Genomic DNA, 25,813 nt, shown 5'->3' with positions numbered 1-25,813 from the left:
CCGCCCAAGGACCTAGGCCGAGCGCCGCAGTCGGGGCCGGCCAGGGCCCGATCCGCCGACGCCGGCGGGCGCGCTACCGTTCGGTCATGGGCCCACCGACGGGGCTCGCCGCGGTCAGCGCGGCGCTGCTCGCCATGAACCGCACGCTCGCGGTGCACGACGTCCTCCAGACCATCGTGCGCTCCGCCCGCGAACTGCTCGACGCGCGCTACGCCGCGCTCGGCATCCCGGACGGCAACGGCGGCTTCGCCCAGTTCTTCGTGGACGGCGTCAACGACCGCCAGTGGCGGGCCATCGGCCCCCTGCCCCGGCAACACGGCATCCTCGCCGCCATGCTCTCCTCGGCCACGCCCGTCCGCCTGGCCGACGTCCGCCTCGACCCCCGCTTCGAGGGCTGGCCGGCCGCGCACCCCGAGATGACCGACTTCCTCGGCATGCCCATCGCCGACGGCGAGTCCGTGCTCGGCGCGATCTTCCTCGCCAACAAGCGCTGCCCACCCGGCGGGCCCCAACCCGACGGCTGCGCCTTCACCGGCGAGGACGAGGAGCTCCTCAGCCTGCTCGCCGAACACGCCGCCATCGCCCTCACCAACGCGCGCCTCTACGAACGGGGCCGCGAGCTGACCATCGCCGACGAACGCGCCAGACTCGCCCACGAGCTGCACGACGCCGTCGCCCAGAAGCTGTTCTCGCTCCGGCTGACCGCCCAGGCCGCCAGCACCCTGCTCGACCGCGACCCCGAGCGCGCCCGCGACGAGCTGCGCCAGGTCACCGCCCTCGCCGCCGAGGCGGCCGAGGAGCTGCGCGCCGCCGTGATCGAGCTGCGCCCGGCCGCCCTGGAGGAGGACGGCCTGATCGCCACCCTCCGCGCCCAGACCCAGGTCCTCGACCGCGCCCACCCGGCCACGGTCACCTGCGACTGCCGCGACATCCGGGCGCTGCCCGCCACCCAGGAGGCCGCGCTGCTGCGCGTCGCCCAGGAGGCGCTGCACAACGCGCTGCGCCACGCGGCCCCCAACGTCGTGGACGTCCTCCTGACCCGGAGGGGCAGCGCCACCCTGCTGCGGATCAGCGACGACGGCGTCGGCTTCGACCCCGACGCGATGCGCACGGCGGGACGCCATCTGGGGCTGGTCTCCATGCGCGACCGCGCCGCGTCCGTCGGCGGCCGGCTCACCGTACGATCGGCGCCCGGCAAGGGCACCGTCATCGAGATGGAGGTGCCCGGTGGCTGACGCCATTCGCGTACTGATCGTGGACGACCACCAGGTGGTGCGGCGTGGCCTGCGCACCTTTCTTGAGGTCCAGGACGACATCGAGGTGGTCGGCGAGGCGGCCGACGGCGCGGCGGGCGTCGCCAGCGCCCAGGAACTGCGCCCCGACGTCATCCTGATGGACGTCAAGATGCCCGGCACCGACGGCGTGGAGGCGCTCCGTCAGCTGAGCGAACACGGCAACCCGGCCCGGGTGCTGATCGTCACCAGCTTCACCGAACGGCGCACCGTCGTGCCGGCGCTGCGCGCCGGGGCGGCCGGCTATGTGCACAAGGACATCGACCCCGGCGCACTGGCCGGCGCCATCCGCTCCGTGCACGCCGGCCATGTGCTGCTTCAACCCGAGGTCGCCGGCGCGCTGTTGGCCCAGGAGAGCGGGGGCGGACGCCCCGGGGCGCTCACCGACAGGGAGCGCGAGGTGCTGGCGCTGATCGCCAGGGGCCGGGCCAACCGGGAGATCGCCCGCGCACTGGTGCTGTCGGAGAAGACGGTCAAGACCCATGTCTCCAACATCCTGATGAAGCTGGACCTCGCCGACCGCACCCAGGCCGCCCTCTGGGCGGTTCGGCATGGCATGTCCGACTAGTCCCGCGTCCATCCCGCGCCGACCCCTCGGCCATCGGACAACCGTCAACTCGGCTCTTCATACCATCGGGTGACCCTCGCACGAATGGCGTATCCCCGGCCCGCGCCCGCCGTTCTTGATGGCGTGCCCTGGCAACCCCGCCACGGGCATGCCCATCCCGAAGAACACAGAAGGACCCACTGTGAAGAACCTCAAGAAGGCCGGCGCCGTCGCTCTGCTCGTGGGCGGGATCGCCGCCACCGGCGCGGGGGTCGCCCAGGCGGACAGCGCCGCCGGCGGTGCCGCCTTCGGTTCCCCCGGCGTCGTGTCCGGCAACAGCGTGCAGGCCCCGATCCACGTTCCGGTCAACGTCAACGGGAACACCGTCAACGTGGTCGGCCTGCTCAACCCGGCCTTCGGCAACGTCGCCGTCAACAACTGACACCGGCCGGCGGCGCCGTCGCCGCCCGCCCCGCGTTGATCCGAACGGGGGTATCGGGCCCAGGGCCCGTGCCGCCGCAGCGGTCGGCGCGTTGTGCAGCGCGCGACTCCGTCCGACGGAGTCGCGGCTCAGCATTCGTCCAGGAGGAACGCAACTCATGAACACCGCGAAGAAGGCCGCCCTGGTCCTGGCCGCCACCGGTGCGGCCGTCGGCGCCGCCGCCGGCACCGCCTCGGCCGACTCCGGCGCCGCCGGTGCCGCCATCGGCTCGCCCGGCGTCGTCTCCGGCAACCTGATCCAGGCCCCGATCCACGTTCCGGTCAACGTCAACGGGAACACCATCAACGTGGTCGGCCTGCTCAACCCCACCTTTGGCAACGTCGCCGTCAACAACTGACCGGCCAGCCACCCGACGGCCCCCGGAACCACCCGGTTCCGGGGGCCGTCCCCTTAGGCGCGGCGGCCCTAGTCCGCCCGCTGCCGCTCCAACTCCTCCGCGTAGGCGTTGTACGACGCCACCCGCGCCCGCCGTGCCGCCCGCTCCACCGGGCGCAACAACGCGTCCCGGTGCGCGATCTCAGCCGCGCTGACCGCGCCCACCGGCTCGCTCACCTCGGCGATCCCGACCAGCGCCGCCACCCGGTCCGCCAACTCCAACACCCGTGCGGCGCGCGGCGGATACCCGGGGGCCAACACCTGCCGCCCGCGCTCCATCCGCGCTCGATAGGCGGCCAGCGCCGCATCCGCCACCGGCCCGGAACCGGCCACATCCAGCAGCGTCAGCGCCTCCGTCGCGTCCCGCAGCGCCTGCCCCAGCTCCCGCTCCGCCTCGCCGAGCGACGGCACATCGGCCGGCGGCCCCTGACGCACCTCCCGGACCCGCCACACCACCTCAGTCAGCACATCGCCAGGCGGGCCCACCTGGGACACCTCGGGCACCAACCCCAGCGCGGCGCCCACCACGACGACGGCCTCCCCGGCCACCAGCGCGGCCTCGTTGAACTCCGGCGGCCCCGAGAGACCCAGCGGATGCCCGGGCGCGGGCAACGCGATCCGCAGCCCGACCGCGCCCAGCGCGCGCAGCCGACCGAGTGCCAGCGTCAGCCCCACCGGGCCCGGTTCACCCGGCACGCCCACCACTCGATGCGCCGCGTCGTCACCGACCGCTCCCGTCACCGCGTCATCGGGTGACACCAGACCGGCCAAGAGCGCGTTTCCCCAGGCGGCCAGCCGCCCCACACGAGGTTCCTCCCACATGCCATCTACCTTAGGTAAGAAACCCGAACGAGCCGCCTGGCGCTCGATGCCGGGGACGGGTGGCGTAGGTTTTGTTCCGGGGAAGTGCCCACAGGCACCGAAACGGCGATTGCAAGGGGAGAGACCGCGCGCATGAGCGATGTACTGGAGCTGGTGGACGTATCCGTGGTCCGCGACGGCCGAGCTCTGGTGGACAAGGTCTCCTGGTCGATCGCCGAGGGCGAACGCTGGGTGATCCTGGGCCCCAACGGAGCCGGCAAGACGACGCTGTTGAACGTCGCGTCCAGCTATCTGTTCCCCACCTCGGGCACCGTCCAGATCCTCGGCGAGAAGCTCGGCGGGGTCGACGTCTTCGAACTGCGCCCCCGCATCGGCATGGCCAGCAGCGCCCTCGCCGACAAGCTCTCCCGCCGCCAGACCGTCCTTCAGACCGTGCTCACCGCCGCCTACGGCATGACCGCCGGCTGGCAGGAGAGCTACGACGAGGTGGACGAGCAGCGCGCCCGCGCCTTCCTCGACCGCCTCGGGATGAACGACCTCCTCGACCGCCGCTTCGGCACCCTCTCCGAGGGCGAGCGCAAGCGCACCCAGATCGCCCGCGCCCTGATGACCGACCCCGAGCTGCTGCTCCTCGACGAGCCGGCCGCCGGCCTCGACCTCGGCGGTCGCGAGGACCTGGTGCGCCGCCTGGGCCGGCTGGCCCGCGACCCCTACGCCCCCTCGATGGTGATGGTCACCCACCATGTCGAGGAGATCGCCCCCGGCTTCACGCACGTCCTGCTCATCCGCAGCGGCCAGGTGCTGGCCGCCGGCCCGCTGGACACCACGCTGACCTCGGCCCAGCTCTCCCGCTGCTTCGGCCTGCCGCTGGTGGTCGAGCGGCAGGGCGACCGCTGGACGGCCAGGGGCCTCCCGCTGTCCTGACCGGTTAGCGACCTATCCCCGACCCCCGCCCTCGCCCTACCATGGCCGGGTGGACTTCTGGGTGTGGTGGCTGATCGCCGCCGGAGGGTTCGGCATCGCTCTGGTGCTCACCACGATGCCGGAGCTGGGCATGCTCGGCGTGGGGGCGCTCGCCGCCTCGGGCGTCGCCGGAGTCACGGACAACGTGGTCATCCAGGTGATCGTCTTCGCCGTGGTGTCCACGGCGCTCATTCTCGTGGTCCGCCCCATCGCCCGCCGCTCCCGCACCCAGTCACCCGAGCTGAGCAGCGGGATCGACGCCCTGCGGGGCCGATCCGCCCTGGTGCTGGAGCGAGTGGACGCCACGAGCGGCAGGATCAAGCTCGCCGGCGAGGAGTGGTCGGCCAGAGCGCTGGGCGACGAGGACTCCTACGAGCCCGGCAGCCAGGTCAGCGTTGTCGAGATCGACGGCGCGACCGCCGTCGTGATGTGATGGCTGCCGCAGCACGCAGCTGTCCTGACAATCGTCCCAACTCAACTAGCAGCAGGGGGAGTACACGATGGACGCCATCATCATTGTGCTGATCATCCTGGTGGTGCTGGTCGTCATCGCGCTCGTCCAGACGATTCAGGTGATCCAGCAGGCCAGCGCGGCCATCGTCGAGCGCTTCGGCCGCTACACCCGCACCCTGAACGCCGGTCTCAACATCGTCGTTCCCTTCATCGACCGCATCCGCAACCGCATCGACCTCAGGGAACAGGTCGTTCCCTTCCCGCCCCAGCCGGTGATCACCCAGGACAACCTGGTGGTCAACATCGACACGGTCATCTACTACCAGGTGACGGACGCCAGGGCGGCGACCTACGAGGTCTCCAACTACATCCAGGCCATCGAGCAGCTCACCGTCACCACGCTGCGGAACATCATCGGTGGCATGGACCTGGAGCGCACCCTGACCTCCCGCGAGGAGATCAACGCGGCGCTGCGCGGGGTGCTCGACGAGGCCACCGGCAAGTGGGGCATTCGCGTCAACCGCGTCGAGCTGAAGGCGATCGAGCCGCCCACCTCCATCCAGGACTCGATGGAGAAGCAGATGCGCGCCGACCGTGACAAGCGGGCCGCGATCCTCCAGGCCGAGGGTGTGCGACAGTCCGAGATCCTCCAGGCGGAGGGCGCCAAGCAGGCCGAGATCCTGCGCGCCGAGGGTGACTCCAGGGCCGCGTCCCTGCGCTCCGAGGGTGAGGCCCAGGCCATCCGCACCGTCTTCGAGGCGATCCACGCCGGCGACGCGGACCAGAAGCTGCTCTCCTACCAGTACGTGCAGATGCTGCCGAAGATCGCTCAGGGCGAGTCCAACAAGCTCTGGATCGTGCCGAGCGAGATCGGCGAGGCGCTCAAGGGCCTCGGCGGCAACCTCAGCCGCTTCGCGAACAACGGGGACAACGACAACGGCGGTGGCGGCGACCCCGGCAACGGCGGCCCCGCCCCGCTGGACAAGCCCCCGGCCCCGCGCGAACGGCCGCGCATCGAGTAGCCGCTCCGGCGTTCACCACGGTCAACGGGCGGGGGGCCCGGGAGAGACCTCTCCCGGGCCGCCCGCCCGCTCTCGTTCCGTCAGGCCGCCACCGGCGGCGCCCCGGCCCGCGCCGTCAACCAGTGCGGCAGCGCCACCCCGTCCGTCCTGGTGTCCACGGCCAGCACCAGGGCGTCGGCCGGCGTCGGCTGGAACGGCTCGGCCAGCAGCCGCATCCCCGCCTCGACCGGCGTGCGGTTCGCCTTACGGCGGTTGTCGTCGGCGCATGCCGCGACGGTATTCAGCCATGTGTCGCCGCCACCCCGGGAACGGGGCACCACATGGTCGATCGTGGTGGCCCGCCGGCCGCAGTAGGCGCAGCGGTGCCGGTCCCTGACCAGAACACCCCGGCGTGACCAGGGCGCCTGTTGTCGGAACGGGACCTTCACGAAGCGCCGCAACCTGATCACCTGGGGCACCGGCAGATCGACGGCGGCGGCCCGCAGCCGCAGCCCGGGCAACACGTGCTCCACGACTGCCTTGTGCTGCAACACCAGCACCACGGCCCGCCGCGTGGACACCGTCGACAACGGCTCGTAGCTCGCGTTCAACACCAGGGTCCGCCGCACCCCGACCACCTCCCCGATCCCGCACCGCCCGTTGGCGGGCCGACACCCACTGTGCCGCCGGCCCCCCGGCCGAACAACGCAATTTCCCCGGCCCCGGGGGCCGGCGGGGAAGGGGGAGGAGCCCCGGGACGCGACGGTCAGCTCTCGGCCGGCACCTCGTACTCGGCGATCAGCTGCGCGCGGCCCACCGCGTGGAACCGCAGCATGAACCCGACCCGGGCGGGCGTCGCGTTCTCGTCCAGGCCGAGCTGCTCCGAGTCCACCGCGTAGACGGTGAACACATAGCGGTGCGGCCCGTCCCCGGGCGGCGGCGCGGCGCCGCCGAAGTCCCGGGTCCCGTAGTCGTTCCGCACCCGCACCGCGCCCGCGGGCAGACCGGCGCCATCGGCGTCGCCGGCGCCGGCCGGCAGCTCGGTGACCGAGGCCGGGATGTCGAACAGCACCCAGTGCCAGAACCCGCTCCCGGTGGGCGCGTCCGGGTCGTAGCAGGTCACGGCGAAGCTGGCGGTCCCAGCCGGGAAGCCGGACCAGGACAGCTGCGGGGAGCGGTTGCCGCCCGCGTGCACCTGCGCGTCCGGCAACGACCCACCGTCCTGGAACTCCGCGCTGGTCACGGAGAAGGAGTCGACCGGCGGATGGAACTCATGCGGCAGAGGGCGACGGCGCAACTCGGACATAGGACTGGAAACCTCCACGTCGAACGGTTCGCTGGCGCCGTTAGCCTAGTCAGCCAGACCGCTTCCCCGACCCGATTGAGCAACGTGCGAAACCCAGCCGCCGACCAGCCCCTGCCCCGTGTCTTCTTCGACCGCCCCGTGCTCGACGTGGCACCCGACCTCCTCGGCCGGACCCTGGTCCGCACCACCGAGCAGGGCGTGATCACCCTGCGGATCACCGAGGTCGAGGCATACGCGGGGGAGATCGACCCCGGCTCGCACGCCTACCGGGGACGCACCCGCCGCAACGCCTCGATGTACGGCGAGCCGGGACACGCGTATGTCTACTTCACCTACGGCATGTGGCACTGCCTCAACCTGGTCTGCGGCCCCGAGGGTCACGCCAGCGGGGTGCTGCTCCGCGCCGGCGAGGTCCTCACCGGCGCGGAGCTGGCCCGCACCCGGCGGGCGAGCGCGCGCAAGGACGCCGAGCTGGCCAAGGGGCCCGCCCGGCTGGCAACCGCCCTCGGCGTGGACCGGGTCCTGGACGGCACCGACATCTGCGGCGCGGACCAGGCCGCTCCGCTCGGCGTGCGGCATGGCGTCCCCGTGCCCGCGGACCGGATCAACTCCGGCCCCCGCACGGGGATATCGGGCCCGGGCGCGGTGCACCCGTGGCGCTACTGGATCGCCGACGACCCCACCGTCAGCCCCTACCGGGCCCATCAGCCACGGCGGCGAGCTGCCAGACTTGACGCTGAGGCCACCGGGTCGTAATGTGGATCGAGTCGCCTGAAGCAGGTCCTCCAGGGCCTCCAGGGAGAGTGTCGCAAGACCCTCCGGAGATGCTCCAGGGACGGTCTACTACCTTCAGCAACAAATCTCCCTCCCGAGGGCTTCTTTCGGTACGCCGAAAAAAACCCGGAAGGAACCGGATTAGGCGCTGGCCGGGAAATCGGTTAACGTAGTGGACACACCGAAGGGAAAGCCCGGAGGGCCTCGGAAGAGGTTCGAAGGAAGCGTCCGTTCCTTGAGAACTCAACAGCGTGCCAAAAGTCAATGCCAGATTTTGTTGTATTTTTGCGAGGATGTTCAAGCATCCTTCGTGAGATGCCTTTCTAAGACATTCACGGAGAGTTTGATCCTGGCTCAGGACGAACGCTGGCGGCGTGCTTAACACATGCAAGTCGAACGATGAACCGGTTTCGGCCGGGGATTAGTGGCGAACGGGTGAGTAACACGTGGGCAATCTGCCCTGCACTTCGGGATAAGCCCGGGAAACTGGGTCTAATACCGGATATGACCAACTGTCGCATGGTGGTTGGTGGAAAGTTTTTCGGTGCAGGATGGGCCCGCGGCCTATCAGCTTGTTGGTGGGGTGATGGCCTACCAAGGCGACGACGGGTAGCCGGCCTGAGAGGGTGACCGGCCACACTGGGACTGAGACACGGCCCAGACTCCTACGGGAGGCAGCAGTGGGGAATATTGCACAATGGGCGAAAGCCTGATGCAGCGACGCCGCGTGAGGGATGACGGCCTTCGGGTTGTAAACCTCTTTCAGCAGGGAAGAAGCCTTGCCTTTTTGGGTGGGTGACGGTACTTGCAGAAGAAGCACCGGCTAACTACGTGCCAGCAGCCGCGGTAATACGTAGGGTGCAAGCGTTGTCCGGATTTATTGGGCGTAAAGAGCTCGTAGGCGGCGTGTCACGTCGGTTGTGAAAGCTCGGGGCTTAACCCCGGGTCTGCAGTCGATACGGGCAGGCTAGAGTTCGGTAGGGGAGACTGGAATTCCTGGTGTAGCGGTGAAATGCGCAGATATCAGGAGGAACACCGGTGGCGAAGGCGGGTCTCTGGGCCGATACTGACGCTGAGGAGCGAAAGCGTGGGGAGCGAACAGGATTAGATACCCTGGTAGTCCACGCTGTAAACGGTGGGAACTAGGTGTGGGCAGCATTCCACGTTGTCTGTGCCGCAGCTAACGCATTAAGTTCCCCGCCTGGGGAGTACGGCCGCAAGGCTAAAACTCAAAGGAATTGACGGGGGCCCGCACAAGCGGCGGAGCATGTGGCTTAATTCGACGCAACGCGAAGAACCTTACCAAGGCTTGACATACATCGGAAACTGCTGGAGACAGTAGCCCTCTTTGAGTCGGTGTACAGGTGGTGCATGGCTGTCGTCAGCTCGTGTCGTGAGATGTTGGGTTAAGTCCCGCAACGAGCGCAACCCTTATCCTGTGTTGCCAGCATGCCCTTTCGGGGGTGATGGGGACTCACGGGAGACTGCCGGGGTCAACTCGGAGGAAGGTGGGGACGACGTCAAGTCATCATGCCCCTTATGTCTTGGGCTGCACACGTGCTACAATGGCTGGTACAATGAGCTGCGATGCCGTGAGGTGGAGCGAATCTCAAAAAGCCAGTCTCAGTTCGGATTGGGGTCTGCAACTCGACCCCATGAAGTCGGAGTCGCTAGTAATCGCAGATCAGCATTGCTGCGGTGAATACGTTCCCGGGCCTTGTACACACCGCCCGTCACGTCACGAAAGTCGGTAACACCCGAAGCCGGTGGCCTAACCCCTTGTGGGAGGGAGCTGTCGAAGGTGGGACTGGCGATTGGGACGAAGTCGTAACAAGGTAGCCGTACCGGAAGGTGCGGCTGGATCACCTCCTTTCTAAGGAGCATATGGCCAGCTTCGGGCGAATGTCCTGGAGTGGTTGCTCATGGGTGGAACATTGACTATTCGGCGCTCTTCGGGTTTTTCGGCCTGCTAGTACTACTCGTCCTTGTGATGGGTGTGGAACGCGGTCCGGAAGGCATGAGGGGTGTCGGGCACGTTGTTGGGTGTCTGAGGGCACGGCCGCTGTTGGGTGGTTGGTGTCTTCGGTTTCCAGTATCAGGAGGGGCTCCCTTGATGGGGGGTTTCTTTTGGTGGACTGGTTGTTGGTTGAGAATTGCACAGTGGACGCGAGCATCTGTGGCCAAGTTATTAAGGGCGCACGGTGGATGCCTTGGTACCAGGAACCGATGAAGGACGTGGGAGGCCACGATAGGCCCCGGGGAGCTGTCAACCGAGCTGTGATCCGGGGGTGTCCGAATGGGGAAACCCGGCAGTCGTTATGGGCTGTCACCTACCGCTGAATGTATAGGCGGTGTGGAGGGAACGCGGGGAAGTGAAACATCTCAGTACCCGCAGGAAGAGAAAACAACAGTGATTCCGGGAGTAGTGGTGAGCGAAACCGGATGAGGCTAAACCGTTTGTGTGTGATACCCGGCAGGGGTTGCGCAGGCGGGGTTGTGGGAGCGTGCTTGGTCGTTCTGCCGGACGGTCGGAGAGTAAGAAACCATTGTGGTAGTCGAAGGGCATGCGAAAGGCCCGGCGTAGAGGGTAAGACCCCCGTAGGCGAAATCATGGTGGCTCTCTTGTGTGTTTCCCAAGTAGCACAGGGCCCGAGAAATCTTGTGTGAATCTGGCGGGACCACCCGTTAAGCCTAAATATTCCCTGGTGACCGATAGTGGATAGTACCGTGAGGGAATGGTGAAAAGTACCGCGGGAGCGGAGTGAAATAGTACCTGAAACCGTGTGCCTACAAGCCGTGGGAGCGTCGCACAGTGAGCTTGCTTGCTGTGTCGTGACTGCGTGCCTTTTGAAGAATGAGCCTGCGAGTTTGCGGTGTGTTGCGAGGTTAACCTGTTGGTGGGGAGCCGTAGCGAAAGCGAGTCCGAAGAGGGCGTTTGAGTAGCATGCCCTAGACCCGAAGCGGAGTGATCTAGCCATGGGCAGGGTGAAGCGTGGGTAAGACTGCGTGGAGGCCCGAACCCACCAGAGTTGAAAATCTGGGGGATGACCTGTGGTTAGGGGTGAAAGGCCAATCAAACTCCGTGATAGCTGGTTCTCCCCGAAATGCATTTAGGTGCAGCGTCGTGTGTTTCTTGCCGGAGGTAGAGCACTGGATAGGTGATGGGCCTTACCGGGTTACTGACCTTAGCCAAACTCCGAATGCCGGTAAGTTTAAGCGCGGCAGTGAGACTGTGGGGGATAAGCTCCATGGTCGAGAGGGAAACAGCCCAGAGCATCGACTAAGGCCCCTAAGCGTGTGCTAAGTGGGAAAGGATGTGGAGTCGCAGAGACAGCCAGGAGGTTGGCTTAGAAGCAGCCACCCTTGAAAGAGTGCGTAATAGCTCACTGGTCGAGTGATTCTGCGCCGATAATGTAGCGGGGCTCAAGTACACCGCCGAAGTCGTGTCACTGCACTTGTGTGTGGTGGGTAGGGGAGCGTCGTGTGCTGGGTGAAGCAGCCGTGTAAACGTGTTGTGGACGGTTCACGAGTGAGAATGCAGGCATGAGTAGCGATACATGCGTGAGAAACGTGTGCGCCGATTGACTAAGGGTTCCTGGGTCAAGTTGATCTGCCCAGGGTAAGTCGGGGCCTAAGGCGAGGCCGACAGGCGTAGTCGATGGATAACCGGTTGATATTCCGGTACCCGCTATGGAGCGCCAACGCTGAATCTTCTGATGCTAAGCCCGTGAAGCCGCTGGTGATCCTTTCGAGGTGATCCAGAGTGGTGGAGCCGGTGACCCGAGGGGGTAGTAGGTGAGTGATGGGGTGACGCAGGAAGGTAGTCCAGCCCGGGCGGTGGTTGTCCCGGGGTAAGGGTGTGGCCCGTTGTGCAGGTAAATCCGTGCAACATTGTGGGTGAGACCTGATGCCGAGCCGATTGTGGTGAAGTGGATGATCCTATGCTGTCGAGAAAAGCCTCTAGCGATGTTTCATGGTGGCCCGTACCCTAAACCGACTCAGGTGGTCAGGTAGAGTATACCGAGGCGTTCGGGTGAACTATGGTTAAGGAACTCGGCAAATTGCCCCCGTAACTTCGGGAGAAGGGGGGCCTCTTCTGGTGATGACACTTTGCTGTCTGAGCTGGGGGTGGCCGCAGAGACCAGCGAGAAGCGACTGTTTACTAAAAACACAGGTCCGTGCGAAGCTGTAAGGCGATGTATACGGACTGACGCCTGCCCGGTGCTGGAACGTTAAGGGGACTGGTTAGTCACATTTCGGTGTGGCGAAGCTGGGAACTTAAGCGCCAGTAAACGGCGGTGGTAACTATAACCATCCTAAGGTAGCGAAATTCCTTGTCGGGTAAGTTCCGACCTGCACGAATGGCGTAACGACTTCTCGGCTGTCTCAACCATAGGCCCGGTGAAATTGCATTACGAGTAAAGATGCTCGTTTCGCGCAGCAGGACGGAAAGACCCCGGGACCTTTACTATAGCTTGATATTGGTGTTCGGTTCGGTTTGTGTAGGATAGGTGGGAGACTGTGAAGCTCAAGCGCCAGCTTGGGTGGAGTCATTGTTGAAATACCACTCTGATCGTGCTGGATGTCTAACCTGGGTCCGTGATCCGGATCGGGGACAGTGTCTGGTGGGTAGTTTAACTGGGGCGGTTGCCTCCTAAAGAGTAACGGAGGCGCCCAAAGGTTCCCTCAGCCTGGTTGGTTATCAGGTGGTGAGTGTAAGTGCACAAGGGAGCTTGACTGTGAGACTGGCGGGTCGAGCAGGTGCGAAAGCAGGGACTAGTGATCCGGCGGTGGCTTGTGGGAGCGCCGTCGCTCAACGGATAAAAGGTACCCCGGGGATAACAGGCTGATCTTCCCCAAGAGTCCGTATCGACGGGATGGTTTGGCACCTCGATGTCGGCTCGTCGCATCCTGGGGCTGGAGTTGGTCCCAAGGGTTGGGCTGTTCGCCCATTAAAGCGGTACGCGAGCTGGGTTTAGAACGTCGTGAGACAGTTCGGTCCCTATCCGCTGCGCGCGTTGGAGTCTTGAGAAGGGCTGTCCCTAGTACGAGAGGACCGGGACGGACGAACCTCTGGTGTGCCAGTTGTTCTGCCAAGGGCATGGCTGGTTGGCTACGTTCGGGAGGGATAACCGCTGAAAGCATCTAAGCGGGAAGCCTGCTTCGAGATGAGGACTCCCACCCACTTGATGGGGTAAGGCTCCCTGTAGACCACAGGGTTGATAGGCCGGAGATGGAAGCCTAGTGATAGGTGGAGTTGACCGGTACTAATAGGCCGAGGGCTTGTCCATAGATGCTCGCGTCCACTGTGAATTTTCTTGAACTTGCTGTGCTTTTTCAACTGAACAGCGCGCTTGTTCGTTGGAGCACTTCTTATAGTGTTCCGGTGGTCATGGCGAAGAGGAAACGCCCGGTTACATTCCGAACCCGGAAGCTAAGCTCTTCAGCGCCGATGGTACTGCATGGGGGACCGTGTGGGAGAGTAGGTCGCCGCCGGACAATTATTGATGGGACCTTTGGTTCCCCAGCGTAAGCGTTGGGGAACCAAAGGTCCCTTTTTTGTTTTACGGCAACTTTTTCGCGGGTTTGGAAAGCTAGGAGTCACGGCGATGTCAGATTCTTCCGGTGAGCGCGACGAGCGCCCTTCAGGGAGGCGTGAGGACGACGCGCGGGGACGTGGGCGTGGGAACGACCGCGGCCCTGACCAGCGTGGTGGCTACCGCCGTGACGACCGTCCGCGTTCCGGTTTTCGGCGGGATGACCGCCCCCGCGATGCCGCCCCTCGCTCTGGGGAAGGGCGGCAAGGCTGGGGCGAGCGGCGGGAGTTCCGCCGTGACGACCGCCCCCGTGACGACCGTCCCCGGGACGATCGGCCGCGTCAGGGCGGTGGTGGTGGTTACCGTCGTGACGATCGACCGCGCGATGACCGGCCGCGTCAGGGCGGCGGTGGTGGCGGCGGTTACCGTCGTGATGACCGCCCGCGTGATGACCGGCCGAGGGATGACCGTTCACGTCAGGGCGGTGGTGGGTATCGCCGTGACGATCGGCCGCGTCAGGGTGGCGGTAGCGGTGGCGGCGGTTACCGCAGGGACGATCGACCCCGTGATGACCGGCGGGAGTTCCGGCGGGACGAGCGTCCCCGTCAGGGCGGTGCCGGCGGTGGCGGTGGTTACCGTCGCGATGACCGGCCCCGTGATGAGCGTCCCCGTCAGGGTGGTGGCTTCCGGCGGGACGATCGACCCCGTGACGATCGGCGGGAGTTCCGGCGGGATGACCGGCCGCGCCAGGGCGGCGGCGGTGGTTACCGGCGTGACGACCGGCCGCGCCAGGGCGGCGGCGGTGGTTACCGGCGTGACGACCGGCCGCGCCAGGGTGGTGGCGGTGGCGGGTACCGGCGGGATGATCGGGGGCGGCCGAGCGGTGGTGGCTTCCGGCGGGACGATCGGGCCCCGCGCGAGCGGCGGTTGCCGATTCCCGAGGACGTGACCGGCTCCGAGATCGACAGGTCGGTGCGGCAGGAGCTGATGAGCCTGCCGAAGACGCTGGCCGAGGACGTGGCGAAGAACCTGGTGATGGTCGCCCGTCTCCTGGACGAGGACCCCGAGCACGCCTATCTGTACAGCAGGACCGCGCTGCGGCTGGCCTCCCGGGTCGGCGCCGTGCGGGAGGCCGCCGGCTTCGCCGCCTATGCCGTGGAGAAGTACGGGGAGGCGCTCACCGAGTTCCGGGCCGCCAAGCGGATGACCGGTTCTGTGCACCTGTGGCCGATCATGGCCGACTGCGAGCGTGGTATCGGCCGTCCCGAGCGGGCCCTGTCGATGGCGGGGGAGCCCGAGGTCAAGCAGCTGGACCGCGCGGGCCAGGTGGAGATGCGGCTGGTCGCCGCCGGCGCCCGGCGGGATCTGGACCAGGCGGACGCCGCCGTGGTGACCCTGCAGAGCCCCGAGTTGGCGTCCACCGCGGTGCATCCGTGGACGGCCAGGCTGCGTTACGCGTACGCGGACGCGCTGTTGGCGGTGGGGCGCGAGTCGGAGGCGCGGGACTGGTTCGCCAAGGCCCTTGAGGCGGACCAGGGCGGGACGACCAACGCCTCCGACCGGTTGGCGGAGTTGGACGGCGTCGAGTTCCTCGACGCGTTGGACCCGGATCAGGCGGAGGAGGACTGACCCTCGGGGCGGTGCCTGGCCAGCGGGTTGTCGAGCGTGCCGACCAGGTGGGACTCGTCCTCGTCCGGGTTCTCCAGGTCCACCATCTGCTGGTTGTTCCGCAGTTGCATGCGGTTCAGGCAGACCCGGTGGAACGACTCGGCGAACAGGTCGTACTGCGCGAACCGTTCGGCGAGTTCCGGGGTCGCCCGCTGGTAGGCGATGACGCACTCCGCGACCGTGGCCCAGAACGTGTCCTCGTCCAGCAGCCCCTCGCTGTCGAGGATGGGGCTGAGGAAGCGGAAGATGCAGTCGAAGACGTCGGTGAAGATCGAGAGGGGCCAGATGTCGTCCCTGGGGACGGGGAGCCGGATGCGCTCCACGTCCTTGGGGACCTCCGCGTCCTCGTCCAGCAGGGCGATCTCCTCGGCGAGGTCCTTCATCAGCGCGCGCACCGGGACGCCGTCCTTCAGGACCAGGATGACGTTCTCACCGTGCGGCATGAACATCAGGTCGTGGGCGTAGGCGCAGTGGATCAGCGGCGTGAGGTAGACGTCGAGGTAGCGGCGCAGCCAGTCGGCCGGGTCGAGGCCGGACGCGCGGATCAGGCCGCCGACGAAGGAGGCGCCGTCGGGGTCGGTGTGCAGCAGCGCGGCCATGGTGGTCAGGCGCTCGCCCTCGCGGAGGGTGGGGACCGGGCTCTCCCGCCAGAGCGCGGCGAGCATCTTGAGGTAGGGGGAGGTCTTCTTGGCCGCCTCCTCGAAGTGCCGGTGGCGGTAGCCGATGGCGGCGCGCTCCTTGAGGATGCCGAAGCCGTGCCGGGCGAGCACCTCGTCGTCCTCGATGATCTCGCCCAGCCAGTCGTTGATGGCGGGGGTCACGCTCATGTAGCGGGCGGAGAGGCCGCGTAGGAAGCCCATGTTGAGGACGGAGAGCGAGGTCTTCACATAGTGCTTCTCGGGGGCGTCGGTGTTGAAGAAGGTGCGGATCGACTGCTGGGCGCGGTAGCGGTCCTGGCTCGCGCCGAGGTGGACGAGACGGCGTTGGGCGACCTCGGCGGCGAAGGTGACGGAGATCTTGTTCCGCCACTGCCAGGGGTGGGTGGGCAGCAGGTAGAAGTCGTCGAGGTCGAGGCCGAGTTCGGACATGCGGTCGGCGAGGGTCGCGCGTTCGTCGGCGGAGAGTTCCTGCGCGAGCAACTGGTCGTAGTCCAGTCCAGCGACGGCGCTGAAGGTGGCCAGATCGCGGCGGGCGGCCAGCCAGACGAGGTGGACGGGCGCGCCGGTCTCGGGGGCGTAGTCGAGGTACTCGGTCGAGTCGAAGCCGAGCCGGCCGTTGTTGGCGACGAAGATGGGGTGGCCCTCGAACATGCCGGTTTCCACGGTCTGGAAGTCCTGGGCGGAGAGTTCGGGGGCGCTGTGCGCGCGGTTGGCGAGTTTGTAGGCGGTGCTGGCCAGGGTGCTGCTGATCTCCTCCAGGTAGACCGGGAGGATGTCGTCGCTGAGGTTGAGCGATGCGCGCAGCTCCAGCACGAGGTCGAGGGCGTCGAGGGGGAGGCTCTCGTCGGCGCGTTCTCTGGTGATCGAGGTGTGGTCGATGCGCCAGTGGTCGAGGGCGAAGACGCGCGCGGTGAAGCGGTAGGCGACGGTGCCCTCGTCGCTGTGCACGGCGTAGCGGCCGTCCGGCTGCTGTTTGGGGGTGATCAGGCGCTCGTGGGAGAACTCGGCGAGGGCCTTGCGTATCAGCAGGCGGTTGGCCTGTGCCCAGAGTTCGGGGTCGAGGTGGGCGGGAGTCTGCTGGGGCGATGTGGGGGTCATCGGGCCGCTCCGGGGAGTCGCTGGCTGGTGGTTGCGAGGTACTGGTCGCGGGTGCAGAAGCTCAGTTTGGCTTCTTTGTCCGGCAGTCGTACGGTCTTCTCGACAGTGAATCCGACAGCTTCGTTGAGCCGGTGGACCGCCTGGTTGCGGGCGTCGGGTTCGACGACCACGCGCCGGGTGGCCGGGTCGGCGAAGAGCAGCCGCATCACGGTGTCGATCACGGCCAGGGTGAAGCCGGGGAGCGGGGCGTCCGTGGGGGCGACGAGGAAGTGCATCCCGATGTCGCCCTCCCGCACCTCGTAGGTGTCGCCGACGGGGTCCCCGGCGGGGTCGTAGCTTTCGACCAGGAACGTGGGCAGGCCGTCGTGGTGCCCGACATAGGCGGCGCGGCCGGGGTCGCCGTCGATGGTGTCGTACTCCTTGCGCACGTCGGCCAGTTGGGCGTCTCCCATGAGCCAGAAGGCCGATTTGGGGTGGGTGAGCCACCGGTGCAGCAGGGGGCTGTCGGTGGCTGGTTCGACGGGGCGAACGGTGAACTCACCGAGGTGTGGATGGCGTCGGGCGAAGGTCTGACCGCGCATGGGACTCCAAGTCACAAAGGGGGACTGGAGTGAGGTTAGCCTAGCCTAAGTTTGGTCGGCAATCGGGCCTTCGGTCTCGTCCGACAGATCGCGGAGCACCAGGCCACTGGCCGGTTTGGGCCCGAACGAGGTGGACTTCTGCGGCATGGTCACGCCGGCCTCGGCGAGTTGACGGACCGTCGTCTCGGCGACCGGGCGGAGCAGCACGGCGCTGCCGCCCGACTGCCGGGCCTGGGCGACGGCGCTCGGGGCGTCGTGGAGATAGCGGGGGTTGGTGGGGCCGATGTCCCCGGGGCGGGGCGTCCAGAGGCGGTTCAGCAGGGCGGCGTGCAGGACGGTGGCGTCCAGGCCGCGCCAGAGCGGTGGCCGGTCGTGGCGCACGGTGCGCTCCAGCAACTCGGGGGCGGGGCGGTCGAGAAGATGGAACGCGCCCTCGTCCCCGCCGGCGAGAAGGAGGGCGGGGCCCGCGGCGTCCCGCAACACCTCCAGGGCCTCGGGCAGTCGCGTGGAACGGAGCGGGCGGACCCGGAAGGCGTCCGCGAGACGGTCGAGAGCGGCGGCCGGCGGCAGCCAGGGCAGCACCCGGTGGATCGCCTGCACCCGCAGCGGGAAGCGCGCCGTGTCGACGAGCAGGACCAGGGTGCGGTCCCACGGCGGGTTCCCGTGGTGCTCGTCGTTGAGGCGCCTGGCGGTGGCCCACCGGTGGTGGCCGTCCGCGATCAGGGCCCGGTGGCGGGCCAACTCCGCGTTGATCGACGCCTGTCGGGCGGGGTCGTGGATGGCCCAGACGCGGTGTTCGATGCCGTTGGGCGTGGTGGTCGCGAGCAGCGGTTCGCCCTCGGTCGCCGCGTCGACGGCGCGGGCGGCCGGCCCTTCGGGATCGCCCCGGTAGGAGAGGAGCAGCGGTTCGAGGTTCGCGGCCGTGGCCCGTGTCAGGGCCGCGCGTTCGGCCACCACCTCGGGCATCACGTCCTCGTGCGGCAGCACCAGGCCGGCCTCGGGCGGGGTCAGCGCGAGCGAGCCGAGGAGGCCGCGCTGGAGCACGGTGTCCGGGCCCCGGCGCTGTTCGTACACATAGAGGCCGGGGAGGGGATCGGCCGTCAGCACGCCGGAGGCGCGCCAGTGGCGCAGCCGCCGGGCCGCGGCGCGGTGGTCGGAGCCCTTGGGCAGGATCAGCCGCACCACGTTGTGGGGTTCGGCGGTCTCCAGGCGGTGCAGTCCGTCCGGCTTGACCACGACGTCATACGGGGGTGAGGTGACGGCGGCCAGGTCGGCGACGCGACGTGGTTGGTAGCGTACGGCGTGGAACGGGGCGAGGGTGAGGCCCGCGACATGCATCCTGGCATGGTAAGCCCGAACGGGGTGCGGGATGATCGGGGCGATGGCTGATTCGACAGAACTCCCACGGACCCGTCCGGCAGGCTCCGCCCAGGCGTTGAGCGAGGCATACGACACCGCGCTGCTGGACCTGGACGGTGTGGTCTACGCGGGCGGCGTCGCCGTTCCGCACGCGGTGGACGCGCTGCGCGTCGCGCGGGGCGGTGGCATGCGGCTCGCCTATGTCACCAACAACGCGGCCCGCACCCCGGAGACCGTCGCCGAACATCTGACCGAACTCGGCGTGCCGGCCACGGCGGACGAGGTGGTGACCTCGGCGCAGGCGGTCGCCCGGCTGATCGCCGAGCGGGTGCCGGCTGGCGCGCCGGTGTTGTGCGCCGGGGGCGTGGGCCTGCGGGTGGCGCTGACCGAACGCGGGCTCACGCCCGTTGACTCGGCCGAGGACGAGCCGGCGGCCGTGGTGCAGGGCTACGGCGGTCCCGAACTGCCCTGGGGGGTGCTCACCGAGGCCGCGCTCGCGGTCAACCGGGGCGTGCCGTGGTTCGCGTCCAACACGGACCTCACCATCCCCAGCGGACGGGGCATCGCGCCCGGGAACGGGGCGGCCGTCGAGGTGGTGCGGATCGCGACCGGGCACACCAAGGACCCGGTGGTCGCGGGCAAGCCGCTGCCGCCGATGCACCGGGAGACGATCCTGCGCACCGGCGCGCGGCGCCCCCTGGTGGTGGGGGACCGGCTCGACACGGATATCGAGGGTGCCCAGGCCGGCGACGTGGACTCGCTGTTGGTGTTCACCGGGGTGACCGATCCGGCGACGCTGCTGACCGCCGTGCCCGAGCACCGGCCGACCTATCTGGCGGCCGATCTGCGCGGGCTGTTGACGCCGCATCCCGAGGTGCTGCCGGCCGGCGACGGCTTCCGCTGCGGCGGCTGGCTGGCGACGGCGGGCCCCGACGGCCGTCCGGAGGTGCGCGCGGTGGAGGGCGCGGAGGGCGGCGATCCGCTGGACGGGCTGCGCGCGCTCTGCGCGGCGGTCTGGACGGCTGGCGGCGTCGACGACCGCTCGTGGGCGGCCGGGGCGCTCGGCGCGCTCGGCCTCTGAGGCGCGAGGAAGCCAGCCGAATCCCATGGCAGCTCTCTGACGCTCATCGTGATCCAACACGGCCCGGGGCGCGGCGCGTTGGCGCCGGCCGCCGGGCCGCTCGGCGGCGCGCGGCGGGTGTGTCCGGTGGCTGGGACGGGCACCCGGTAGCGTCGGTGCCATGCACCCCGCGCAGCCCGCAGAGTCCGCAGAGCACGAGCCCGTCGAGCCCGCACCGGCGACCGACGCCGCCGTCCCCGCCGCCCGCCCCGCGCCGCCTCGCGAGGCCGAGCCGGCGGACGCCGCCGCCGAGGAGGGGCCGGCGCCACTGGGCGTGCCGGTGCGCGCCACCGGGCACGGCCCGGTGGACGCCGTGCTGGCGCGGCTGGCCGATGTGGACCGACTCGGTGTCGGCGGGCATCCGGAGGTGTACGAGGATGTGCACGAAGGGCTGCGGCAGACGTTGGCCGCGCTCGACCAGCCCACCGGGCCGCCCGTGCCGCGAGCCCCCCACCCCTCCAGGAGCTGAACGCCCCCGTGGCAGCGACACAGCGACGGCTCGCCCGGCTCGACGCGGAACTGGTGCGCCGCAGACTGGCCCGTTCCCGCGACCACGCCAGAACCCTGATCGAGGCCGGCCGGGTGACCGTCAACGGCTCGGTCGCCGGCAAGCCCGCCACCCAGGTCGCCACCAGCGCCGCGCTGGTGGTGCGCGAGGACGACGGGGATCCGGAGTACGTCTCGCGCGGTGGCCACAAACTGGCCGGCGCGCTGGCCGCGTTCACCCCCCGAGGGCTGCGGGTCGCCGGCCGGCTGGCGCTGGACGCCGGCGCCTCCACGGGCGGCTTCACCGATGTGCTGCTGCGGGCCGGCGCGGCCGGGGTGATCGCCGTCGACGTCGGCTACGGCCAACTCGCCTGGTCGCTGCGGGCCGACGACCGGGTCACCGTCAAGGACCGTACCAACGTACGGGAGTTGACGCCGGAGGCCATCGACGGGCGGACGGTCGGTCTGGTCGTCGGGGATCTGTCGTTCATTCCGCTGGGGCTCGTGCTGCCGGCGTTGGTGCGCTGCGCCGAGCCTGACGCCGATCTGGTGGTGATGGTCAAGCCACAGTTCGAGGTCGGCCGCGAGCGGTTGGGCAGCGGCGGCGTGGTGCGTTCGGCGGCGCTGCGGGAGGAGGCCGTGACCGGGGTCGCGGTGCGTGCCGCCGAGCTGGGCCTCGGGGTCCTCGGCATCGTCGCGAGCCCACTTCCTGGCCCCTCGGGCAATGTTGAATACTTCCTTTGGCTGCGTGCCAGGGCACCCGCGCTGGATCCGGCCGACGTCCACCGTGCCGTGTCGGAAGGCCCACAGTGACCAGTACCCCAGAGCCACGCACCGTGTTCCTGCTCGCCCACACCGGGCGGCCAGCCGCCGTCCGCAGCGCCGAACGCGTCGTCGCCGGGCTGCTCTCCCACCACATCGGGGTCCGGGTGCTGGCCGACGAGGCCGACGACCTGGCGCTGCCGGTCGAGGTCGAGCGGATCGCCAGGGCCGACCGCGAGGGTCGGGTGCTGGACGGCTGCGAGCTGCTGGTGGTCCTCGGCGGGGACGGCACGCTGCTGCGCGGCGCCGAGTTCGCACGGGCGTCCGGGGTGCCGATGCTGGGGGTGAACCTGGGCCGCATCGGCTTCCTCGCCGAGGCCGAGCGGGACGATCTGGAACACCTGGTGGACCGGGTGGTGGCGCGCGCCTACGAGGTGGAGGAGCGGATGACGCTGGACGTCTCCGTCTACGCCGACGGCGATCTGCTGCACGCGGACTGGGCGCTCAACGAGGCCGCCGTGGAGAAGGCGGCCAGGGAGCGGCTGCTTGAGATGGTGATCGAGGTCGACGGCCGTCCGGTGTCCGGCTTCGGCGGGGACGGCGTGGTGTGCGCGACCCCGACCGGCTCGACCGCCTACGCCTTCTCCGCCGGCGGTCCCGTGGTGTGGCCGGAGGTGGAGGCGCTGCTGATGGTGCCGATCTCGGCGCACACGCTGTTCGCCAAGCCGCTGGTCACCGCGCCCGACTCGGTGCTGGCCGTGGAGGTGGGGGCGCACACCTTCCCCGGGGTGCTGTGGTGTGACGGGCGCCGCAGCTTCGACCTGCCGGCCGGCACCAGGATCGAGGTGCGGCGAGGTGCGGTCCCGGTGCGTCTCGCGCGCCTGCACAAGGCTCCGTTCACCGACCGGTTGGTCGCCAAGTTCGCCCTGCCGGTCGCCGGCTGGCGCGGCGCTCCGCACTGATGTTCGGACCCCGTCGTCGCCAGGGGCCCGGTTAACCTCGTATGGTCGTATCCGTGTTGGAGGAAATGCGGATCAAGGGTCTTGGCGTGATCGACGACGCCGTGGTCGAGCTGTCCTCCGGATTCACCGCGGTCACGGGTGAGACCGGAGCGGGCAAGACCATGGTGGTGACGAGTCTCGGTCTGCTGCTCGGCGGCCGGGCCGACGCCGCCTATGTGCGGATCGGCGCCTCGTCCGCCGTGGTGGAGGGCCGGCTCCACGTCCCCGCGGGTGGGCCAGCGGCCCGCCGGGCCGAGGAGGCGGGCGCCGAGCTCGACGAAGGGGCGCTGTTGATCAGCCGCACCATCTCCGCCGAGGGCCGCTCCCGCGCGCATGTCGGCGGCCGGACCGTCCCGGCGGGACTGCTCGCCGAACTCGGCGAGGACCTCGTCGCCGTGCACGGCCAGACCGACCAGCAGGGGCTGCTGCGGCCGGCCCGGCAGCGGGAGGCCCTGGACCGCTACGCGGGGGAGCCCGTCGCCGAGCCGCTCGTCGACTACCAGCAGACCTACCAACGGCTGCGCTCCGTCGCCGGCGAACTGGCCGAGCTCACCACCCGCGCCAGGGAGCGCGCCCAGGAGGCCGACCTGCTGCGCTACGGCCTCGACGAGATCAGCGCCGCCGAGCCGCGTCAGGGCGAGGACGCCGAACTGGCGGCCGAGGCCGAGCGGCTCGGCCATGTCGAGGCCCTGGCCGGCGCCGCCGCCCAGGCCCATGGCGCGCTGGCCGGCGATCCGGCCGACCCCGAGAGCCTGGACGCCGTCACCCTCGTGGGTGGTGCGCACCGGGCGCTGGAGGCGGTCCGAGCCCACGACCGCTCCCTCGCCGAACTGGCCGACCGGCTCGGCGAGGTCGGCATCCTGCTCTCCGACGCGGCCGGCGAACTCGCCGGCTACGGCGACGGCCTGGAGGCCGACCCCCGCCGGTTGGCCGCCGTCGAGGAGCGCCGCGCCACGCTGGGCCACCTGATCCGCAAGTACGGCGACGGCTCCGCCGACGGCGCCGGCGCGGTGCTGAGCTGGGCGGAGACGAGCGCCGCCAGGGTCGCCGAGCTGGAGGGCGACGACGACCGCATCGGCGAGCTGACCGCCGAACGCGACAACCTGCGCCACCGGTTGACCGAGCTCGCCCTGGCCCTGAGCGAGGCCAGGGCCCAGGCCGCCAAGCGGTTCGCCGACGCGGTGACCGAGGAGCTCGCCCAACTCGCCATGCCGCACGCCCGCGTCCAGGTCGCCCTCCGCCAGACCGAGGCGGCCGGCGGCCCCGAGACGGCCGACGACGTCATCGAACTCCACGGCCGTCCGGTCCACTTCGGCCCGCACGGCGCCGACGAGGTCGAGCTGCTGCTGGCCCCGCACCCCGGCGCCCAGCCGAGGCCCATCGCGAAGGGCGCCTCCGGCGGCGAACTCTCCCGGGTGATGCTCGCCGTCGAGGTGGTCTTCGCCGATGTCGCCCCCGTCCCCACGTACCTCTTCGACGAGGTCGACGCCGGCGTCGGCGGCAAGGCGGCCGTCGAGGTCGGCCGCCGGCTGGCCCGACTCGCCGACGCGGCCCAGGTGGTGGTGGTCACCCACCTGCCGCAGGTCGCCGCCTTCGCCGACCGGCACCTCGTGGTGGAGAAGACCCACGACGGCACGGTGACCAGCTCCGGGGTCCGCTCGGTGCACGGTGAGGGACGCGTGCGGGAACTCTCCCGGATGCTCGCCGGTCAGGAGGACTCCGAACTGGCCCGCGCGCACGCCGAGGAGCTGTTGGCGACCGCCGCGGCGCAACTGCGCGAGCGGGGGCGCTGACCGCCGGCCCCGCCCTAGCCCGTGCGGGTGGCGGACGCTACCGCGATCCGGGTGATGGCTGGCATCCTGGTGTCCGTTGCCACTCCCCGCCAGCGGGAGGTCGCTGTGCGCGACGACGTACGCTGGGGGAGCGGCGGCACGGCCCGGCGGCAGCGACGATGCCGAGAGGCATCGCCACCGCAGACCAGCGAACGAGAGGTTGCCGTGAGCAGCACCCCCCCACCGCCGCGCCGAGGCGCGCCCTTGCACGTGGTGCAACTCCTGGGCAGCGGCAGCGTGGGGACCGGCAGCCATGTGCGTTCCCTCTCCGCCGGCCTGGCCGCGCGCGGGCTGCGGGTCACCGCCTGCGCGGCCGGCTCCGCCGAGGGGCGGTACGGCTTCGTCGCAGCCGGCGCCCGCTTCGTGCCCGTACCGACCCACTCCGCCGTCGCCGCGGCCCGCGTGTTGCGGCTGGCCTGCGCCGACGCCGATCTGGTGCACGCCCACGGCATACGCGCCGGCCTGCTGGCGGCACTGGCGCTCCGCGGCCGGCGCGTTCCCCTGGTGGTCACCTGGCACGCCCGCTCGGCCACCCACGGGCCCGGCGCCCAACTGCGCAAACTGACCGAGCGGTTGGTGGTCGGCGCGGCCACCGTGGTGCTCGGCGCCACCTCCGACCTGGTGGATCGGGCGCGTCAACGGGGCGCGCGTGACGCGCGCCTGGCGCCCGTCGCGCTCTCCGCGCCCCGGCGTCCCGCCGGCGGGGAACGCCTCGCCGAGCCGCACCGCGAGAAGCTCCGCGCCGACCTGGGCGCGCTTGACCGGCCGTTGCTGGTCGCCTCGGCCGGTTTCGGCCGGGATCCGGGCCTCGACCTGCTGCTCAGCGCCTCCCGCTACTGGCTCGACCGGCGTCCGCAACCCCTGCTCGTCATCGCGGGGGAGGGCCCCGAGCGGGCCGTGATCCGCCGCCGCATCGCCAGGCAGCGGCTGCCCGTGTGGCTGCTCGCGCCGGGCGAGGAAGCCACCGAGCTGCTGCCCGTCGCCGACCTGGCCGTCCTGGCGGCGCGGTGGGCCGGCCGGGCGCCGCTGGTGGACGACGCGCTGCGGCGCGGCGTTCCGCTGGTCGCGACCGCGGTGGGCGGCGTGCCCGAAGTGGTGGGCGGCGCCGCGGCGTTGGTCCCCTACGGCAAGCCGGCCGCGCTCGGCTCGGCGGTGAACGCGCTGCTGGACGACCCGGCCCGGCGCGCCACGTTGGCCGAGGCCGGCCCGGCCCGCGCCCGCACCTGGCCCACCGAGGACACCACCGTCGCCCAGGTCCTCAGCGTCTACGACGAACTGACGTCCGCCCGCTGAACGCTGGGCACTTTGCCTGAACCACCGGCCGCCGGGCGTCGGGCGGTTGGGCACGACCACGAACGCCTGCCCACCGGGCGGGCCGGTTCGCCCCTGCGTCTGACCACCGACGGCTGGCCGGTGACGGTTGGTCGTTGGTCGTTGGAGCTGGCCACCGGTCGTCGGCCGTTGGCCGCAGGGGCTGGCCGTTGTCCCTTGGCGGTTGGGCGTTGGCCGCTCGGTCTGGCCGGTGCTCGTTGGGGGTGGGGTGCGACCGCCGGTGGCCGTGGGCGACGGCTGTTGGTGGTGGGGCGTGGCCGCCGGTGGCCGGGCGGCTGCGGGCATGGCGTGGGGAGCGGCTGTCGCCGTCTGACGGCCGGGCCCGGCCCGTGGTGGGCGACCG

At 69.6% G+C, this 25,813-nt stretch carries 22 protein-coding genes and 3 rRNA genes; 19 read left to right on the top strand and 6 right to left on the bottom strand.

The window, feature by feature from the left end; all coding sequences use genetic code 11:
• The first annotated feature begins 86 nt into the window (after positions 1-86).
• The 4 genes from K4G22_RS04020 (at position 87) to K4G22_RS04005 (ending at position 2,678) form a co-directional block, all read left to right on the top strand.
• Positions 87-1,235 carry a GAF domain-containing sensor histidine kinase gene (locus tag K4G22_RS04020; protein WP_228078274.1) on the top strand — a complete coding sequence of 383 codons (1,149 nt, stop codon included), beginning with the start codon at positions 87-89 and terminating at the stop codon, positions 1,233-1,235.
• The gene (locus K4G22_RS04015; protein ID WP_228078273.1) at positions 1,228-1,860 is read left to right on the top strand and encodes a response regulator; all 633 of its coding nucleotides are present in this window, start codon (positions 1,228-1,230) and stop codon (positions 1,858-1,860) included. The genes K4G22_RS04020 and K4G22_RS04015 overlap by 8 nt, the downstream gene beginning before the upstream one ends.
• Positions 1,861-2,041: 181 nt before the next feature.
• Entirely contained in the window at positions 2,042-2,281 is a 240-nt protein-coding gene (locus K4G22_RS04010) for a chaplin (protein WP_228078272.1), read from the top strand.
• A 157-nt stretch (positions 2,282-2,438) separates the two neighbouring features.
• The gene (locus K4G22_RS04005; protein ID WP_228078271.1) at positions 2,439-2,678 is read left to right on the top strand and encodes a chaplin; all 240 of its coding nucleotides are present in this window, start codon (positions 2,439-2,441) and stop codon (positions 2,676-2,678) included.
• Positions 2,679-2,746: 68 nt separating this feature from the next.
• Here K4G22_RS04005 and K4G22_RS04000 read toward each other — a convergent pair whose 3' ends face one another.
• Entirely contained in the window at positions 2,747-3,538 is a 792-nt protein-coding gene (locus K4G22_RS04000; RefSeq protein ID WP_228078270.1) for a hypothetical protein, read from the bottom strand.
• A 132-nt stretch (positions 3,539-3,670) separates the two neighbouring features.
• Between K4G22_RS04000 and K4G22_RS03995 the strand changes: the two genes are divergently transcribed.
• From K4G22_RS03995 to K4G22_RS03985, 3 genes are all read left to right on the top strand, one after another.
• Positions 3,671-4,462, top strand: a complete 792-nt coding sequence (locus K4G22_RS03995) for an ABC transporter ATP-binding protein (RefSeq protein ID WP_228078269.1) — start codon at positions 3,671-3,673, stop codon at positions 4,460-4,462.
• Positions 4,463-4,511: 49 nt separating this feature from the next.
• Positions 4,512-4,934 (top strand): NfeD family protein, encoded by a 423-nt coding sequence (locus K4G22_RS03990; RefSeq protein WP_228078268.1) that lies wholly within the window; start codon positions 4,512-4,514, stop codon positions 4,932-4,934.
• A 67-nt stretch (positions 4,935-5,001) separates the two neighbouring features.
• Positions 5,002-5,976 carry an SPFH domain-containing protein gene (locus K4G22_RS03985; RefSeq protein WP_228078267.1) on the top strand — a complete coding sequence of 325 codons (975 nt, stop codon included), beginning with the start codon at positions 5,002-5,004 and terminating at the stop codon, positions 5,974-5,976.
• 80 nt (positions 5,977-6,056) lie between these two features.
• Here the strand turns inward: K4G22_RS03985 and K4G22_RS03980 are convergent, their stop codons facing one another.
• Positions 6,057-6,584: an HNH endonuclease gene (locus K4G22_RS03980; protein WP_228078266.1), complete on the bottom strand. Its 528-nt coding sequence runs from the start codon at positions 6,582-6,584 to the stop codon at positions 6,057-6,059.
• 137 nt (positions 6,585-6,721) lie between these two features.
• Positions 6,722-7,261, bottom strand: coding sequence for a YbhB/YbcL family Raf kinase inhibitor-like protein (locus K4G22_RS03975; RefSeq protein WP_228078265.1), 540 nt, complete (start codon positions 7,259-7,261; stop codon positions 6,722-6,724).
• Between the two features lie 84 nt (positions 7,262-7,345).
• Between K4G22_RS03975 and K4G22_RS03970 the strand changes: the two genes are divergently transcribed.
• From K4G22_RS03970 to K4G22_RS03945, 6 genes are all read left to right on the top strand, one after another.
• Positions 7,346-8,017, top strand: coding sequence for a DNA-3-methyladenine glycosylase (locus K4G22_RS03970; RefSeq protein ID WP_228078264.1), 672 nt, complete (start codon positions 7,346-7,348; stop codon positions 8,015-8,017).
• A gap of 349 nt (positions 8,018-8,366) precedes the next feature.
• Positions 8,367-9,908, top strand: a 16S ribosomal RNA gene (locus tag K4G22_RS03965).
• Between the two features lie 305 nt (positions 9,909-10,213).
• Positions 10,214-13,326: ribosomal RNA gene (locus K4G22_RS03960) — 23S ribosomal RNA — on the top strand.
• A 91-nt stretch (positions 13,327-13,417) separates the two neighbouring features.
• Positions 13,418-13,534, top strand: a 5S ribosomal RNA gene (gene rrf / locus K4G22_RS03955).
• The 16S, 23S and 5S rRNA genes sit together here, the layout of an rRNA operon.
• A 126-nt stretch (positions 13,535-13,660) precedes the next feature.
• Positions 13,661-14,521: a hypothetical protein gene (locus K4G22_RS03950; RefSeq protein ID WP_265590209.1), complete on the top strand. Its 861-nt coding sequence runs from the start codon at positions 13,661-13,663 to the stop codon at positions 14,519-14,521.
• Positions 14,500-15,201 (top strand): tetratricopeptide repeat protein, encoded by a 702-nt coding sequence (locus tag K4G22_RS03945; RefSeq protein WP_228083938.1) that lies wholly within the window; start codon positions 14,500-14,502, stop codon positions 15,199-15,201. Before K4G22_RS03950 ends, K4G22_RS03945 begins: the two co-directional genes overlap by 22 nt.
• On the opposite strand, the gene K4G22_RS03940 is transcribed toward K4G22_RS03945, so the two are convergent.
• Genes K4G22_RS03940 through K4G22_RS03930 form a run of 3 tightly spaced genes read right to left on the bottom strand, consistent with a single transcriptional unit; the run spans position 15,183 to position 18,916 of the window.
• Entirely contained in the window at positions 15,183-16,997 is a 1,815-nt protein-coding gene (locus tag K4G22_RS03940; RefSeq protein WP_228078263.1) for an IucA/IucC family protein, read from the bottom strand. The genes K4G22_RS03945 and K4G22_RS03940 overlap by 19 nt on opposite strands.
• Positions 16,994-17,578, bottom strand: coding sequence for a GNAT family N-acetyltransferase (locus K4G22_RS03935; protein WP_228078262.1), 585 nt, complete (start codon positions 17,576-17,578; stop codon positions 16,994-16,996). Before K4G22_RS03935 ends, K4G22_RS03940 begins: the two co-directional genes overlap by 4 nt.
• Before the next feature lie 45 nt (positions 17,579-17,623).
• Positions 17,624-18,916 (bottom strand): DUF1015 family protein, encoded by a 1,293-nt coding sequence (locus K4G22_RS03930; RefSeq protein WP_228078261.1) that lies wholly within the window; start codon positions 18,914-18,916, stop codon positions 17,624-17,626.
• 43 nt (positions 18,917-18,959) lie between these two features.
• Here K4G22_RS03930 and K4G22_RS03925 point away from each other — a divergent pair, with 43 nt between their 5' ends.
• The 6 genes from K4G22_RS03925 to K4G22_RS03900 all read left to right on the top strand — a co-directional run bounded on the left by K4G22_RS03925 (position 18,960) and on the right by K4G22_RS03900 (position 25,431).
• On the top strand, positions 18,960-20,018 hold the full coding sequence (locus K4G22_RS03925) for an HAD hydrolase-like protein (protein WP_228078260.1): 1,059 nt from the start codon (positions 18,960-18,962) through the stop codon (positions 20,016-20,018).
• A gap of 160 nt (positions 20,019-20,178) precedes the next feature.
• Positions 20,179-20,526 (top strand): hypothetical protein, encoded by a 348-nt coding sequence (locus K4G22_RS03920; protein ID WP_228078259.1) that lies wholly within the window; start codon positions 20,179-20,181, stop codon positions 20,524-20,526.
• Between the two features lie 8 nt (positions 20,527-20,534).
• Positions 20,535-21,356, top strand: a complete 822-nt coding sequence (locus K4G22_RS03915) for a TlyA family RNA methyltransferase (protein ID WP_228078258.1) — start codon at positions 20,535-20,537, stop codon at positions 21,354-21,356.
• On the top strand, positions 21,353-22,267 hold the full coding sequence (locus K4G22_RS03910; protein WP_228078257.1) for an NAD kinase: 915 nt from the start codon (positions 21,353-21,355) through the stop codon (positions 22,265-22,267). The genes K4G22_RS03915 and K4G22_RS03910 overlap by 4 nt, the downstream gene beginning before the upstream one ends.
• 41 nt (positions 22,268-22,308) lie before the next feature.
• Entirely contained in the window at positions 22,309-24,099 is a 1,791-nt protein-coding gene (gene recN, locus K4G22_RS03905; RefSeq protein ID WP_228078256.1) for a DNA repair protein RecN, read from the top strand.
• A gap of 204 nt (positions 24,100-24,303) precedes the next feature.
• Entirely contained in the window at positions 24,304-25,431 is a 1,128-nt protein-coding gene (locus K4G22_RS03900) for a glycosyltransferase family 4 protein (protein ID WP_228078255.1), read from the top strand.
• Positions 25,432-25,813: the final 382 nt, after the last annotated feature.

This window comes from Streptomyces profundus, assembly GCF_020740535.1.
Lineage (GTDB): Bacteria > Actinomycetota > Actinomycetes > Streptomycetales > Streptomycetaceae > Streptomyces > Streptomyces profundus.
This window is presented reverse-complemented; position numbering and strand designations above follow the sequence as displayed.

Excerpts from the sequence above, each read along its gene's own strand:
- K4G22_RS04020 (WP_228078274.1), top strand. The coding sequence starts at position 87 with ATGGGCCCACCGACGGGGCTCGCCGCGGTCAGCGCGGCGCTGCTCGCC.
- K4G22_RS04005 (WP_228078271.1), top strand. The coding sequence starts at position 2,439 with ATGAACACCGCGAAGAAGGCCGCCCTGGTCCTGGCCGCCACCGGTGCG.
- K4G22_RS04000 (WP_228078270.1), bottom strand. The coding sequence starts at position 3,538 with ATGTGGGAGGAACCTCGTGTGGGGCGGCTGGCCGCCTGGGGAAACGCG.
- K4G22_RS03995 (WP_228078269.1), top strand. The coding sequence starts at position 3,671 with ATGAGCGATGTACTGGAGCTGGTGGACGTATCCGTGGTCCGCGACGGC.
- K4G22_RS03985 (WP_228078267.1), top strand. The coding sequence starts at position 5,002 with ATGGACGCCATCATCATTGTGCTGATCATCCTGGTGGTGCTGGTCGTC.
- K4G22_RS03975 (WP_228078265.1), bottom strand. The coding sequence starts at position 7,261 with ATGTCCGAGTTGCGCCGTCGCCCTCTGCCGCATGAGTTCCATCCGCCG.
- K4G22_RS03940 (WP_228078263.1), bottom strand. The coding sequence starts at position 16,997 with ATGACCCCCACATCGCCCCAGCAGACTCCCGCCCACCTCGACCCCGAA.
- K4G22_RS03935 (WP_228078262.1), bottom strand. The coding sequence starts at position 17,578 with ATGCGCGGTCAGACCTTCGCCCGACGCCATCCACACCTCGGTGAGTTC.
- K4G22_RS03930 (WP_228078261.1), bottom strand. The coding sequence starts at position 18,916 with ATGCATGTCGCGGGCCTCACCCTCGCCCCGTTCCACGCCGTACGCTAC.
- K4G22_RS03925 (WP_228078260.1), top strand. The coding sequence starts at position 18,960 with ATGGCTGATTCGACAGAACTCCCACGGACCCGTCCGGCAGGCTCCGCC.
- K4G22_RS03920 (WP_228078259.1), top strand. The coding sequence starts at position 20,179 with ATGCACCCCGCGCAGCCCGCAGAGTCCGCAGAGCACGAGCCCGTCGAG.
- recN (WP_228078256.1), top strand. The coding sequence starts at position 22,309 with ATGGTCGTATCCGTGTTGGAGGAAATGCGGATCAAGGGTCTTGGCGTG.